This window comes from Actinacidiphila yeochonensis CN732, assembly GCF_000745345.1.
Lineage (GTDB): Bacteria > Actinomycetota > Actinomycetes > Streptomycetales > Streptomycetaceae > Actinacidiphila > Actinacidiphila yeochonensis.
In genome coordinates this window covers 2,420,654-2,435,066 of the sequence record NZ_JQNR01000005.1, presented here as the reverse complement: position 1 = coordinate 2,435,066, position 14,413 = coordinate 2,420,654, and the positions used below count along the sequence as shown (strand labels likewise).

The following is a 14,413-nucleotide window of genomic DNA, read 5'->3' as shown; positions in this document are numbered from 1 at the left end:
ACTTGTCCACAGGCGGGCCGAAACGCCTGGTCACAGCGCCGTCCGGTACCGGCCCTGCCACCGGTCGGGGTCACTCCACGACCTGGCGGCCCTCCGCGCGGGCGCTGCACGCGGAGCGGAAGGCGCAGTGGGCGCAGTGGTGGCCGGCGGACGGGGTGAAGCGCTCGTCCAGCACCCGGCCGGCGGCCTCGGCGAGCAGTTCCCCGGCCCACTCCCCCGCCTCCCCGGCCAGCGGCTCCTGCCGCTGGACGGCGGGCAGCGCCTCGCCGCCCTCGCGGCGGCTCGCGCCGACCCGCAGCTGGACCAGCTCGGCGCCTCCCGGGTGCGGGCGGGTCCCGCCGAAGAGCTCGTCCACGGCGCCCTCCCGGACGGCGAGCTGGTAGACGGCCAGCTGGGGGTGGTGGGCCACCTCCTGGGCGGTGGGCTTGCTCCGGCCGGTCTTGAAGTCGACGACGTAGGCGTGCCCCTCGGCGTCCGTCTCGACCCGGTCCAGGCTGCCCCGGACGCGCACCGTGGCGCCGCCGGCCTCCAGGGTGACGTCGAAGGCGTGCTCGCCGGCCACGGGCTCGCGCCCCCGTTCCAGGACGTGCCAGCGCAGGAAGCGCTCCAGGGCGGCGCGGGCGTTCTCCTTCTCCTGCCGGGACTTCCAGGGCGCGTCGAAGGCGAGGCCGTCCCAGACGGTGTCCAAGCGGGCCATGAGGACGTCCAGGTCGGCCGGGGCGCGGCCGGAGGCCACCTCGTCGGCGAGGACGTGGACGACGTTCCCGAAGCCCTGGGCGGCGGTGGCGGGCGGTTCGGCCCGGACCTCGCGGCCGAGGAACCACTGGAGGGCGCAGGTGTTGGCGAGCTGGTCCAGGGCGCTGCCCGAGAGCACCACGGGCCGGTCCCGGTCGCGTACCGGCACCTCGGAGCGCGTCGGCTCGTACAGGCCCCACCAGCGGCCGGGGTGCGCGGTGGGCACCAGCGGGTGGCCCTCGTCGTGCAGCGCCGCCAGGGCGGCGAGCCGGGCGGCCGCGGCCTCCCGCAGCGCCGGGGACGCCTCCGGGTCGACGGTGGTGGCGCGCAGCTCGGCGACCAGCGCGGGCACGGCCAGCGGGCGGCGCGGCCGGTGCGGCACGTGCTGCGGCTGCACGCCGAGTTCGGCCAGGAAGCGGGACGGCTGCTCGCCGTCGTCGGCGGCCGACTTCACGGCGGTGACCAGCAGCCGGTCGCGGGCCCGGGTGGCGGCCACGTAGAACAGCCGGCGCTCCTCGGTGAGCAGGGCGCCCTGGCTCAGCGGCGGGGCCAGGCCGTCCCGGCCGATCCGGTCGGCCTCCAGGAGGGAGCCGCGCCGCCGCAGGTCGGGCCAGACGCCGTCCTGGACGCCGGTGACCGCCACCAGCCGCCACTCCTGGCCCTTGGCCCGGTGCGCGGTGGTGAGCCGCACCGCCTCGGGGCGTACGACGGCGCCCCCGAGGGTGTCGGCCACGACGTCGAAGCCGGACAGCTCCTCGATCAGGTTGAGGGCGCCGCGGCCCCCGGTCCGCTCCTCCGCGCGGGCGGCGGTCTCGAACAGCGCGCACACGGCGTCCAGGTCGCGGTCGGCGTTGCGGCCGGCCGGGCCGCCGCGCAGCGCGGCGCGTTCCAGCCTTCCGGGCCACGTCGTGCCGTCCCACAGCTTCCACAGCGCGTCCTCGGCGGTGCCGCCCCCCGCCAGGACGGCGCGGGCGGCCCGCAGCAGGGTGCCCACCCGGCGGGCACCGCGGGCGTACGCCGGATCGTGTGCGGTGAGCCGGGCCGGGTCCGCGACGGCCTCGGCGATCAGCTCGTCGGACGGGCGCGGCACGGTCCGCCCGGCGGCCCGCTCCTCCTCGCGCAGCGCCCGCCCGAGCCGCCGCAGGTCGCCGGAGTCCATGCCGCCCAGCGGCGAGGTGAGCAGGGTGAGGGCGTCGTCGACGGTGAGGGCGACCGGCCGCTCACCAGGGGTGCGGCGCGGCGCGGGGCCTTCCTCGGCCCCGGCCTGGCTCCCAGGGGCGCCGGCGCCGGTTCGGCCGCCAGCGGCCCCGTCCACCGCGCCGTCCAGAGGCTCGGACCCGTCCGCCGCGCCGTCCAGAGGCTCGGCCCCGTTTGCCGCGCCGTCCGGAGGCTCGGCCTCGGACGGGTCGCCAAGGAGGCCGAGGTCGGCGTCGCCGCCTGAGACGCCGGTTGCGGCCTCGCCGCCCGGGAGGCCGGGCACGCTCCCGTCGCCTGGGACGCCGGACGCCGGGCCGCGACCTAGGAGCGTTCCCGCCTGGCCACCTAGGACGCCTGGTTCAATGCCCCTCCCTAGGTCCCTGGGCGCCACCTCGCTCCCCAGGGCCCCGGTTGCGGCCTCGCCCCCCAGGACACCCAGGACGCCGGGCGCGCCCGCGTCGCTCTGGAGCTGGAGACCGAGGCCGCCCAGGGCGCTCGTTTCGGCCGCCGCGACCGCCGACTGCGCGGCCAGCCGCAGGGCCAGCAGCAGCGGGGCCACCGCGGGCTCGGCGTGCAGGGGCGTGTCGCCGGCCGGCAGCTCGACGGGGACCCCCGCCGCGGTGAGCGCCCGGCGCAGCCCGGGCAGCGCGGAGGTGGTCCGGGTGAGTACGGCCATGGCGGACCAGGGCAGGTGGTCCTCCAGGTGGGCGCGGCGCAGCGCGTCGGCCACGGCCTCGACCTCGGCGCCGGGCGACGGGTAGGTGCGCACGTCGACGGTGCCGCCGGGACGGGCGGGGGTGCTCTGGCGGTGCAGGCGTGCGGCCGCGGCCGGCACCCGAGGCAGCGGCAGGCGGCTCGCGAGCTGCCTGCCGGCGGTGAGCAGGGCGGCGGCCGACCGGCGGCCGCCGGTCAGCACGTGCACGGGGGCGGGGCTGCCGTCCGCGGCGGGGAAGCGCGCCGGGAAGTCGAGGATGCCGTTCACGTCGGCGCCGCGGAAGGCGTAGACGGACTGGTCGGGGTCGCCGAAGACCACCAGGGTGCGGCCCTGCCCGGCGAGCGCCCGCAGAAGCCGCACCTGGGCCGGGTCGGTGTCCTGGAACTCGTCGACGAACACGGCGTCGTAGCGGGCGGTGAGGTCGGCGTGCACCTCGGGGCGCTCGGCCAGGCGGACGGCCCGGTGGACGAGTTCGGTGTAGTCGATGACGCCTTGGAGGTCGGCGACGTCCAGGTACTCCTGGAGGAAGTCCGCGGCCGCCTCCCAGTCGCGCCGCCCGTTGCGGCGGGCGAAGGCGGCGAGCGCCGCCGGGGCCAGGCCCAGTTCCCGGGTGCGGGCGATCACCGCCCGGACCTCGTCGGCGAAGCCCCGGGTGGTCAGCGCGGCCCGCAGGTCGTCGGGCCAGCGCACCCGGCCGCGCCCCTCGCGGGCCAGCAGGCTCTGGCCGGCCAGCAGCTCGCGCACCATCAGGTCCTGCTCCGGCCCGGACAGCAGCCGCACGGGCTCGGCGAACAGGTCGGCCTCCTGGTGGGCGCGCAGGAGGGCGTAGCAGAAGGAGTGGAAGGTGTTCGCCTGCGGACTGCTGAGGGGCGCCCTCCCGGCCCGGCGCTCGCCCGGCTGCGGAGCGGTCCCGGACTCGGTCACGCCCCGCTCGGCCGTCCCCGGTCCGGCCGTCCCGGGCCCCGCGTACAGTCCGGCCGCCCCCGGCCCCGCGTCGTCCAGGCGGGCCGCGATCCGGTCCCGCAGCTCCTCCGCGGCGGTGCGCCCGTGGGTGAGGACGAGCAGCCGGTCGACGGAGGTGCCGGCCCGCACCCGGGCCGCCACGGCCTCGACGAGGGTGGTTGTCTTCCCCGTGCCCGGCCCGCCCAGCACCAGAAGAGGCCCGGAAGCGTGCTCAACCACCGCCCGCTGCCGCGCGTCCAGCACCGGGGGCGCGCCGTTCCCCGCCGGGGTGCGCACCAGCCGATAGCCTCCGACGCCCGGGCGGCCCGCAGCCGGCGGACCGCCCGAGGCCGCGGTCGCGGCGGTGCCGCGGGGAGAAGGAGAGGGGTTCACGTGGTTCGCCGGTTTCGTGGTGGTGGGGCAATGTACTCCGTCCGGGCGGGCGCGGTCACAGCAGGCCCCCGGATGGCGGAAGCTGGGTGACATGACCCTCCGGCCGTCACCCGGCGCTCGCGGCCCCCTCGCCGTCGCCCTCGTCGCCCCTGGTGGTCCGCGACGGCGCGGCCCCGGGCTGCTGCGGCGTGCCGTCCCAGCGGGCGCGGCGCATGTCGAGGCGCGGGACGTGCCCCTCGGCGGCCCGGCCGGCCGGCCGCAGCGGGGTGCCCTCGGCCCGGTAGGCGTCCAGGGCGCGCAGCTCGTGGCCGGGCAGCAGCGTGCCGTCCGCCCGGACCACGCGCCACCACGGCACGGAGCCGCCGTAGTGGGACAGCACCCGGCCGACCTGGCGCGGGCCGCCCTCACCGATCCACTCGGCCACGTCCCCGTAGGTCATCACCCGGCCCGCCGGGATGGCGTCCACCGCGTCGAGCACCCGCTCCACGTACGGCTCCAGCTCCTCGGCGTCCGCGGCCGGCTCCTCGGCGTCCGTGCCCCGGGCAGCGCCGCCGGACCCGCCCCGGCCGGTGTCCCTGCCGCTGCCGTCGCTCATCCCGCTCACCCTGCCGTTCGCCCCGCTCACCCCGTCCATCCTGCCGCACAGATCCGACACGGGGGGTTCCGCCCCGGTCGGGGTACCCCTCATGCCACCATTCGTCCGGGCGGTGACAGGTGATACGAGACCGAGAAGACACGAGCGGAGACGAGCAGGGCGCCGCGGAGGCCGAAGGGGCCGCCGGCGCCCACTCCGCCGTGTCCGGGTTCGGAGCAGGGTCCGGTTCCGGGTCCGGTTCCGGGTCCGGTTCGGGTCCAGGCTCCGGTTCAGGTTCTGGCTCCGGGCCGGAGGCCGGCCGCCCAGGGGGGTCGGGGGCCGGATCGGGCGCGCGGCGGGCCGAGCCCGGGCCGCCGTCCTTCGAGGACCCGGTGCCCCCCTCCGCCGCGCGGGACGAGCCGCCGGGCGCCACCCGGTACGCGGTGTCGGTGGACGAGCCGCTGCTGGCGGCGCGGGTGCACCGCCCGGCGGACCTGGTGCAGTTCTTCGTCGGCCTGCTCGGCATCGCGGTGGTGCTGGCGGTCGCGGCCTTCGCGCACGCGACGACCAGCGGCCTGCAGACCGACATCACCAAGGGCACCGAGCAGGCCCCCGACTTCTTCTCCTCGCTCACCGGGACCACGGCCAGCCTGCTGGTGCTGATCGTCCCGGTGGCCTTCGCGGTGGAACGGCTGGTCCGGCGGGACGGGCTGCGGGTCGCCGACGGCGTGCTCGCCGCCGTGCTGGCCCACGGCGCGGCGCTGGCCACCGACCTGTGGGTGACGGACGCGGCGCCCTCGGCGATCCGCGACGCCCTGTCCCAGCTCTCCCCCACCGGCTCCGGCATGACCGACCCGGTGCACGGATACCTGGCACCGGTGATCGCCTACGTCACCGCCTGCGGCATGGCGCGCCGTCCGCGGTGGCGGGTGGCGGTGTGGTGCGTGCTGGTGCTGGACGCCTTCGCGGTGCTGGTCGGCGGCTACACCACGCCGTTCTCGATCGCGCTGACGGTGCTGATCGGCTGGACGGTGGCGAACGGCACCGTCTACGGGATCGGCTCGCCGAACGTCCGCCCCACCGGGCAGAACCTGCTGGCGGGCCTGCGCCGGGTGGGCTTCGCCCCGCTGACCGCCCGCCGGGTGCAGGCCGAGGGGGTGCCCACCGACTCCGACCGCGGCCGCGGCTACCTCGTCACCCTGGAGGACGGCCCGCCGCTGGACGTGACGGTGGTGGACCGCGAGCAGCAGGCGCAGGGCTTCTTCTACCGGGCCTGGCGGCGGCTGTCGCTGATCGGCGGCATCACCCAGCGCGGCAGCCTGCTGTCGCTCCGGCAGGCGCTGGAGCAGGAGGCGCTGCTGGCCTACGCGGCCGTGGCCGCCGGCGCGAACACGCCGAAGCTGATCGCCACCTCCGAGCTGGGCCCGGACGCGGTGATGCTGGTCTACGAGCACGCCGGCGGGCGGCGGCTGGACGCCCTGGGCGACGACGAGATCACCGACGCCCTGCTGCACGAGACGTGGACGCAGGTGCGGGCTCTTCAGTCCCGGCGGATCGCCCACCGGCGGCTGGAGGGCGGATCGGTCCACGTGGACGCCGCCGGCCAGGTCTTCCTGACCGACCTGCGGGGCGGGGAGATCGCCGCCGGGGACATCGTGCTGCGGATGGACGTCGCGCAGATGCTGACCACGCTGGCGCTGCGGGTCGGCCCGGAGCGCTCGGTGGCCTCGGCCGTGGCGGTGGTGGGCCCGGACGCGGTGGCGGACTCGCTGCCGCTGCTCCAGCCGATCGCGCTGAGCCGGGACACCCGCGCGGAGCTGAAGGCACTGAGCCGGGCCCGGGCGCAGCGCGAGCGGGAGGCGGTGCTGGCGGCGCTCGCCGCGGACAAGGAGGCCCGCGAGCGGCACCGGTCCGCCTACGCCGCCGAGGGTGCCTCGACCCCAGTGCCCTCGAAGGCGGAGCGCAAGGCCGAGAGCAAGGCGGAGAAGCGGGCGGTGGAGGACGCCCTGGAGGACGTCCGCGAGGAGGACCTACTCGCCCGCATCCGCCGCCAGGTGCTGCGCATCCGCCCGCAGGCGCCGGTGGAGCCGGTACGCCTGGAGCGGATCAAGCCGCGCACCCTGGTGACGGTGATCGCGGGCGCGTTCGCGGCGTACTTCCTGCTCTCGCAGCTGACGTCGGTGCCCATCGGGCACGCGGTGCTGCACGCCGACTGGCAGTGGGCGGTGGTCGCGGTGCTCGGCTCGGCGGCCACCTACGTGGCGGCCGCGTGCGCCCTGTCGGGGTTCGTCCCGGAGCGGCTGTCCCTGCTGCGGACGGTGCTGGCGCAGGTGGCCGGGTCGTTCGTGAAGCTGGTGGCGCCCGCGGCGGTGGGCGGGGTGGCGCTCAACACCCGCTACCTGCAGAAGGCGGGGGTCCGGCCGGGCCTGGCGGTGGCCAGCGTGGGCGCCTCCCAGCTGGTCGGACTGGGCGCGCACATCCTGCTGCTGATGGCGTTCGGCTTCATCACCGGCACGCAGAAGACGCCGTCGCTCTCGCCGTCCCACACCGTCATGGCGGGGCTGCTGACCGCCGGGGTGCTGGTGCTGGTGGTGACGGCGGTGCCGGCGCTGCGGAAGTTCGTCTCCACGCGGGTGCGGGCGCTGTTCGCCGGAGTGGTGCCGCGCATGCTGGACGTGCTCCAGCGGCCGGTGAAGCTGGCGACCGGCATCGGCGGCACGCTGATGCTCACGGTCACCTTCGTGATCTGCCTGGACGGCTGCGTGCGGGCGTTCGGCGGCAGCCTGAGCTACTCGACGGTCGCGGTGGTCTTCCTGGCCGGCAACGCCCTGGGCTCGGCCGCGCCGACGCCGGGCGGGGTGGGCGCGGTGGAGCTGGCGCTGACCGGCGGTCTGATCGCGGCCGGGCTGCCGAAGGAGGTGGCCACCCCGGCGGTGCTCTTCTTCCGGCTGCTGACGTTCTGGCTGCCCGTGCTGCCGGGGTGGCTGGCCTTCACGCACCTGACCCGCAAGGGGGAGCTGTAGCGGAGCCGTAGCGGACCCCGGCGCTCAGCGGCACCGGTGTTCAGAAGCACGGGCGTTCGGGAGCAGGACGTCCAGGGGCACAAGTAAGGGGCGGCACCCACTGGGTGTCGCCCCTTACCGGTGGTCGCTCGCGCCCTCGGCGCGGCGCCGGGGTCAGCCGCCTGTCAGTAGACCGGCTTGTGCGGCTCGATCGTGTTGACCCAGCCGATCACGCCGCCGCCCACGTGCACGGCGTCGGAGAAGCCGGCGGACTTCAGCACGGCCAGCACCTCCGCGGAGCGCACGCCCGTCTTGCAGTGCAGCACGATCCGCTTGTCCTGCGGCAGGGTCTCCAGGGCCCGGCCCATCAGGAACTCGTTCTTCGGGATCAGCTTGGCGCCGGGGATGCTGACGATCTCGTACTCGTTCTGCTCCCGGACATCGATGATCTCGATGTTCTCGCCCTCGTCGATCCACTCCTTGAGCTGCTTGGGAGTGATCGTGGAGCCGAGCGCGGCCTCCTGGGCCTCCTCGGAGACGACGCCGCAGAACGCCTCGTAGTCGATGAGCTCGGTGACCGTGGGGTTCTCGCCGCACACCGCGCAGTCCGGGTCCTTGCGGACCTTGACCTGGCGGTAGGTCATCTCCAGGGCGTCGTAGATCATCAGACGCCCGACGAGCGGCTCGCCGACGCCCGCGAGGACCTTGATCGCCTCGGTGACCTGGATGGAGCCGATCGACGCGCACAGCACGCCGAGGACGCCGCCCTCGGCGCAGGACGGGACCATGCCCGGCGGCGGGGGCTCCGGGTACAGGCAGCGGTAGCAGGGGCCGTGCTCGGACCAGAAGACGGACGCCTGGCCGTCGAAGCGGTAGATCGAGCCCCACACGTACGGCTTGTTCAGCAGCACGCAGGCGTCGTTGACCAGGTAGCGAGTGGCGAAGTTGTCCGTGCCGTCGACGATCAGGTCGTACTGCGCGAAGATCTCCATCACGTTCTCGGCCTCGAGCCGCTCCTCATGGAGGACCACGTTCACGTAAGGGTTGATGCCCTTGACGGAATCGCGCGCGGACTCGGCCTTGGAACGGCCGATGTCGGCCTGGCTGTGGATGATCTGGCGCTGGAGGTTCGACTCGTCGACCTCGTCGAACTCGACGATGCCGAGCGTGCCCACGCCCGCGGCGGCCAGGTACATCAGGGCCGGCGAGCCGAGGCCGCCGGCCCCGACGCACAGCACCTTGGCGTTCTTCAGCCGCTTCTGCCCGTCCATCCCCACGTCGGGGATGATCAGGTGGCGCGAGTACCTGCGGACCTCGTCAACGGTGAGCTCGTCGGCCGGCTCGACCAGGGGTGGCAGCGACACAGGGACCTCAATACGGTTGGTCGGTCATCAGACGCTGCGTACGGGCTCCCGCCCTTCGCACAGCGTCCCTGTAACACTGCCACGCCCTCCCCTATTCCAAGAGACCCGGTCCGAGGTCCGAGACGATTCCGGGTCACATGCTGGGCCGCGGCCGGCCGCCCGCGTCACGTGCCGGGCCGCTGCCCGCCGCCGCCCAGCGCGCGCACCGCCTCCCGCCAGTACCCGGCCAGACCCGACCACGGGTCGGCGCCGTCGCGGTCGGTGCGGTCGGTCACGCACACCGTCCCGGCGCCCTGCCGGCGGGCGATCCGCAGGGCCGCGTCCAGGTGGCCGGCCGGCAGCCCGTGCACCAGGTGGGCGAACCGGGCGGGCGGGTGGCACGCCGTCCACGCCGGTACCCGCGACCAGCGGTACCGCGACCAGGGGCCGCAGAAGGTGACGAGCTGGTCGGCGAGCTCGGCGTATCCGGGGAACGGGTGGGCGCCCGGCGCGAGCACCACCGGGCCGGGCCCGTCCACCAGCTGCCGCAGCGCCTCGGCGGTGCGCCCGCAGTCGGGCAGCGCCGACCTCAGGGTGGGTGCCCGGTCCAGGTAGAAGCCGTCGACGCCGTACCAGTCGGCGTAGCGGGCCGCGTCGGCGAGCAGGGCGCCGCGCGGGCGCTGCCCGTACCCGGCGTCCAGCCTCCCGAGGAGCGGGACGCCGGTCTCGCGGACGTGGGCCAGCGCCTCGGCGCAGAGCGGGTCGGGCCGGGAGCCCGGCCCGCCGGCGACGTCGAAGGCCACCCAGTCCAGCGGCGCGCCGGGCCGGGCCAGTTCGGCCCACTCGCCCGGCGCCATCAGGGGATGCGCGGCCGCCGGCACGCCCAGTCGGGGGCCGGCGGCCTGACGCGGGCGGACGCGCGTGGTCAGACGCGGCACGCCGCCTCCATCCAGACGTCGGCCAGCGACTCCTCCAGCGCGATCCGGGGGCGCCAGCCGAGCCGGTCCCGGGCGGTGCGCACGTCCGCCTGCTGCCAGGGCCCGCAGCCGTCCGGGTACGGGGCGGCGTGCGGCGGGTCGTCCAGCTCGCGCAGCACCCCGTCGTACCCGGCGACGTGGGCGAGGGCGGCGGCCATGTCCCGCATCCGCACGGCCCGGCCGCTGCCGATGTTCACCACGCCCTGGGCGGCCGACAGCGAGGCGGCGTGCACCGCCCGCGCCACGTCCCGGACGTCGACGAAGTCCCGCTGCGCCGACAGCCCGCCGAGCTTCAGCTCGCCGTCGCCCATCTGCATGGCCCGCCGCAGCGCCTCCGCCACCCGGCCCAGCGGCGCGCCGGTGGGCGTGCCCGGGCCGACCGGGCTGAACACCCGCAGCACCACGGCGTCCAGGCCCGAGCCCAGCACCAGCTCGGTGGCCGCGAGCTTGCTCACCCCGTAGGGCCCGCCGGGCCGGGGCATCGCGTCCTCGCCGGTGGAGGAGCCGGCCGGCGACATGCCGTACTCCGAGCCGCAGCCGACCTGCACCAGCCGGGCGCCCACCGAGCTGCGCCGCAGCGCCTCGCACACAGTGGCCACCGCCACGGTGTTCTGCCGCAGCAGGTCGCGGGCGGTGCCCCGGGTGGAGCCGGCGCAGTTGACCACGACGCCCGGGTGGACGGCGTCCATGAACCGGGCGAGCACGCCGGGCGCCCCGGTGGCCAGGTCGAACCGCACGTCGGCGTCGTCGCTGCGGCCCAGCGCGGTGAGCTGGCAGGCGGGGTCGGCCAGCAGGCGTTCGGCGACGTGGCGGCCGAGGAAGCCGTCGGCGCCCAGCAGCAGCACCCTCATCACACGTCTCCCATCAGCCGGCGGGCGGCCTTGGCGCCCGCGATCGCCCGGGAGGCGGTGCCCTCGACGGCCGGGATCGCGAACGGCCCGACGGGCAGCCGCGTCCACTGCGGCCGGGCGGTCGCGGCGGCCCAGGCGGCGAATGCCTCGCCGATCTCCTCGGGGGTCCGCTCGGCGAACCCGGCGGGGGTCCCGCCGGGTGCCTGGCCGGGAGCCTGGTCGGAACCCTGGCCGGGAGCCGCGCCGAGGGTGCCGTCGGAGGTCCGGACGGCGGTCACCTCGGGGGTCCGGACGGCCGTTCCCGGCGCGGGCTGCGGCGACGGGACGGCCTTGTGGTCCGTCTGCCGCTGGTCGGCGGGTGGCGCCGGAGGGGGCGGGGCGGTCAGTGGTCGGTGCGTGGTCAAGGGGGTCACTCCAGATCGGTGGTACGGAATTCAGGTGCGGTGGGCCGCCGCGCGCGGCAGGACGCGCAGCACCGCCGCGCACGCCGCCAGCGCGGGGACTCCGCAGGCCAGGGACGGCGCCATGGCGCCGTACGGCAGCGCCGCGCACCCGGCCGCGGCGACGGCGGCCGTGGCCAGGGCCGCGGCCGCGGTCCGCCCGGCGCCGTGCGCGGCGAGCAGCCGGGCGGCGAAGAGCAGCACCCCCGCGGCGGCGGCCCGGTAGGCGCCGAGGGCGGCCAGCAGGGCGAGCAGGACGGCGGCGTGGCCGGCCAGCGCCGCCAGCAGCCGGGGGCGGACCGCGTCCGCGAAGTCGGCCAGGCTGTGGCTCGGGCCGAGCTGGGCCCGGGCGGCGCGGGTGAACCAGCGCGCCAGCCAGGCGGCGAGCGGCAGGGTGAGTGCCAGGGCGGCCAGCGGGGCGGCGCCCAGCGCGTGCGGGCCGCAGCCGAGGGCGGCCAGCAGGGCGAGGCCGGCCAGGCCGGCGCGCACCCGGCCGGGCCTGGCCGCCCGCAGCGGTCCGGAGCGCAGCGCGGGCCAGGCGGCCAGCGCGAGCAGTCCGGCCGCCGCGGGCACGGGGGCGTGCAGCGCGGCGGCGGGTGCGAGCACCGCACCGGGCAGCAGATGGAGCGCCGCGTCCCGGGGCCCCAGGCCCAGCCGTTCGCGCGGCCGGGCCGGAGCGGCGGACCGGGCCGCGCGCGGCACCCGGGCGGAGAGCTCCTCGGCCAGGCCGAAGACGTCGCGGTGCCGCAGCCGCCGCGCGTCCTCGTCGGTGACCCCGCACGCCTCCAGTCCGGCGGCGACCTCCCAGGCGTCCGCGGCGCCGGCCAGCAGGGCGTGGTGGCGGTGCATCACGGCGCGGACCGGATCGGCCGGCCCGCGGCGTCCGGACGCCGGCCCGCTCCCCCGCACGGCCGGACGACCGGCACCCGGAGCAGCCGTCCGGGCTCCCGGTCCGGCGTCCGGCCCGGGGGCGTTCCCGGGGCGTTCCCGGGCCGCGCCGCGCGGACGGCCCCGCCCCCGGCCGCCAGGTCGGGGCCCCGGCCACGCGGCTCCCTGCGGCCTCGGAGCGGCCGGCGGGGGACGGCCCGGCTTCCCCGGCGCGCCCGCTGTCCCCAGCGTCCGCCCCGTCCTCGGCGTACGCGCCGTCCACGCGGTACGCGCTGTCCCCGGCGTCCGCGCCGTCCTCAGCGTCCACGCCGTACGGGCGCGCGCCCGAGCCCCCGGTGGGGACCGCCTCTCCGAGACGGTCGGCCACTCCGGGCGGCGGGGCTATCGCGGGGGCTGCCGCAGGCCCCGTCGGGTCGCTTAAGGGCGCCGCCGGACGCGGGCGCAGAAGCGATTCGGCACGCCGGTCGGCCGTCGCCGGCCCCTCGTCGGCCGTCGTACGCGGGCTCGGCCGGGGGGCGGCGTCCCGGGAGGCGGCGGCTCCCAGGGCCTCGGAAAGGGGCACAGGGGTGAGGGAGGAGGAGGGGGTGGGCACAGGTGGGCTCCTAGAGGCTGGACGTCAGCGGCGCCGCGGCGAGCGACTCCGCGGGTTCGGCGAAGGGGCGAGGGGAGCCTGAGGCGTCGTGCAGCGGCTCGCGCGGCACGGGGTGCCGGGCGACGACGGACAGGTAGGCGTCGCGGAAGGAGTGCACGCAGGTGGTGACGGGGAAGAGCGCCAGCGCCCGCTCCCGTGCGGCGGCGCCCAGCCGGGCGGCCCGTTCCGGCCCGCGCAGCAGTTCCAGGGCGGCGTCGGCAAGCGCCCTGGGGTTGCGCGGCGGGACGATCAGGCCGGTGCCGCCGATCACCTCCCGGACCGCGCCCACGTCGGTGGAGACCGTCGGCCGGCCGCAGAACATCGCCTCCACCAGGTGCAGCGGGAAGCCCTCGGCGAAGCTGCTGGAGAGCACCACGTCCCCGGAGGCGTAGGCGTCCGCCGCCTGGGGCACGGCCGGGGAGCCGATCCGCTCGAAGCTGACCGGGCTCTCGCCGACGGCGTGCCGGTGCGCGGCCTCGTCGGGGAAGAGCCGCTCGGCCAGGCCCCGGCAGTGGACCAGGTACCCGGCCGCGCGCTCGTCGGCCGGGGGGGTGTGGAAGATCCGCAGCCGGGCGGCCGGCACCTCGGCCCGGACGGCGTGGAAGGCGTGCAGCAGCGCGGCGAGGTCCTTGGCCGGCTCCACCCGGCCCACCCAGGCCAGCGTGGGGTCGGCGGGCGCCACGGGGCCGGCCGCCGCGGCCTCGGACGCCTCGCCGGCGCGGGCGAAGCGGCCGGCGTCCGTCCCCGGGTAGACGGTGCGCATCCGCTCGCGGGGGGCACCGCACCGCTCCTGCCAGCGGCGGACGTGCCCGGAGCCGTGGGTGGTCAGCGCGGCCTGCCGGTAGGACTCGCCGGCCAGCAGCCGGTGGTAGTCGCCGAGCAGCGCGCGGGCGGCCGGCGGGAGTCCGGCCGCCCGGTGGGCGAGCAGCGCCTCGCGGACCCGGACGGTGTACTCGGTGACGATGAGCGGTACCCCGCAGAACCGTTTGGCCAGCAGTCCGGGCAGCGCCGCCGGGCCGCCCGAGACGGCGTGGCACAGGTCGGCCGAGCCGAGCCCGCCGGGGCCGTACCAGGGCATGGACAGCGGGCGCAGCTGGTGTTCGAGCAGCGTGGTGGCGGCCAGCAGCTCGGTGACGGTGATGTCCTGGAGGAGGGGGCGCACGCCGGGCGCCCGGCAGGCCGCCTCCAGCGCGCCGAGCGCGTCGTCGCCGCGCAGCAGCCCGGACAGCGGGACGCCGTCGGCGGCGAGTTCGGCCAGGCCGTAGAGGCCGGCGGCGAAACGGTCCGCCCGCTCCCCGCCGCCGTCCGCAGCCGGGCGGCCGGGCCGGCTCCGGCCGCCGCTGCCCGCGTTACGGACCGGCACGCCGGCCAGCGCGGCGGCCAGGTCGCCGAAGTGCCAGTGGAAGGCGGCCCGCGCGGCCCTGCGGACGCCCCGGCCGCCCCGACGGCCGCCTCCGCCGCGCGGGCGGGCCGACGGCTCACCCCAGAGGCGCTCGGTGAACACCCGGGCGACCTGGGGCGGCGGCTCGACCCTGCCCCCCTCCTCGGTCCGCGGTGAACGGCTGAGCGCGTACACGTCGTACGTGTGCTGCGGGAGTCCGCGCACCAGCCGGTCGCACCACGCGCCTCCCTCACCTCGCGCGTACGGATAGCCACCTTCGGTGAGCAGTGCGATGCGCACGGGTTCGCCCCCTCTCGGCATGCCGGACGGACGGTCACCGCCGG

The 14,413-nt window shown here is 77.3% G+C and carries 9 protein-coding genes; 1 reads left to right on the top strand and 8 read right to left on the bottom strand.

Features of this window, described 5'->3' with window-relative positions; all coding sequences use genetic code 11:
* Window positions 1–70 precede the first annotated feature (70 nt).
* Both BS72_RS22295 and BS72_RS22290 read right to left on the bottom strand, forming a co-directional pair.
* The gene (locus BS72_RS22295) at window positions 71–3,886 is read right to left on the bottom strand and encodes an ATP-dependent helicase (RefSeq protein ID WP_037912974.1); all 3,816 of its coding nucleotides are present in this window, start codon (window positions 3,884–3,886) and stop codon (window positions 71–73) included.
* 202 nt (window positions 3,887–4,088) lie between these two features.
* Window positions 4,089–4,577, bottom strand: coding sequence for an MGMT family protein (locus BS72_RS22290; protein ID WP_078901551.1), 489 nt, complete (start codon window positions 4,575–4,577; stop codon window positions 4,089–4,091).
* Window positions 4,578–4,696: 119 nt separating this feature from the next.
* On the opposite strand from BS72_RS22290, the gene BS72_RS22285 reads away from it, so the two are divergent.
* Complete coding sequence (locus BS72_RS22285; RefSeq protein ID WP_037912972.1) at window positions 4,697–7,579, top strand: lysylphosphatidylglycerol synthase domain-containing protein; 2,883 nt, start codon at window positions 4,697–4,699, stop codon at window positions 7,577–7,579.
* A 164-nt stretch (window positions 7,580–7,743) separates the two neighbouring features.
* Here BS72_RS22285 and moeZ read toward each other — a convergent pair whose 3' ends face one another.
* From moeZ to BS72_RS22255, 6 genes are all read right to left on the bottom strand, one after another.
* On the bottom strand, window positions 7,744–8,922 hold the full coding sequence (gene moeZ / locus BS72_RS22280) for an adenylyltransferase/sulfurtransferase MoeZ (protein ID WP_037912969.1): 1,179 nt from the start codon (window positions 8,920–8,922) through the stop codon (window positions 7,744–7,746).
* A 164-nt stretch (window positions 8,923–9,086) separates the two neighbouring features.
* The gene (locus BS72_RS22275) at window positions 9,087–9,839 is read right to left on the bottom strand and encodes a spherulation-specific family 4 protein (protein ID WP_037912965.1); all 753 of its coding nucleotides are present in this window, start codon (window positions 9,837–9,839) and stop codon (window positions 9,087–9,089) included.
* The gene (locus BS72_RS22270) at window positions 9,827–10,729 is read right to left on the bottom strand and encodes an NAD-dependent epimerase/dehydratase family protein (protein WP_037912962.1); all 903 of its coding nucleotides are present in this window, start codon (window positions 10,727–10,729) and stop codon (window positions 9,827–9,829) included. The genes BS72_RS22275 and BS72_RS22270 overlap by 13 nt, the downstream gene beginning before the upstream one ends.
* Window positions 10,729–11,133 carry a hypothetical protein gene (locus BS72_RS22265; protein WP_037912960.1) on the bottom strand — a complete coding sequence of 135 codons (405 nt, stop codon included), beginning with the start codon at window positions 11,131–11,133 and terminating at the stop codon, window positions 10,729–10,731. Before BS72_RS22265 ends, BS72_RS22270 begins: the two co-directional genes overlap by 1 nt.
* Window positions 11,134–11,163: 30 nt before the next feature.
* Window positions 11,164–12,018 carry a hypothetical protein gene (locus BS72_RS22260; RefSeq protein WP_037912957.1) on the bottom strand — a complete coding sequence of 285 codons (855 nt, stop codon included), beginning with the start codon at window positions 12,016–12,018 and terminating at the stop codon, window positions 11,164–11,166.
* 641 nt (window positions 12,019–12,659) lie between these two features.
* A complete protein-coding gene (locus BS72_RS22255) occupies window positions 12,660–14,369 on the bottom strand; it encodes a DUF3492 domain-containing protein (protein ID WP_051951453.1) in 1,710 nt (569 codons plus the stop codon).
* Between the last annotated feature and the right edge of the window lie 44 nt (window positions 14,370–14,413).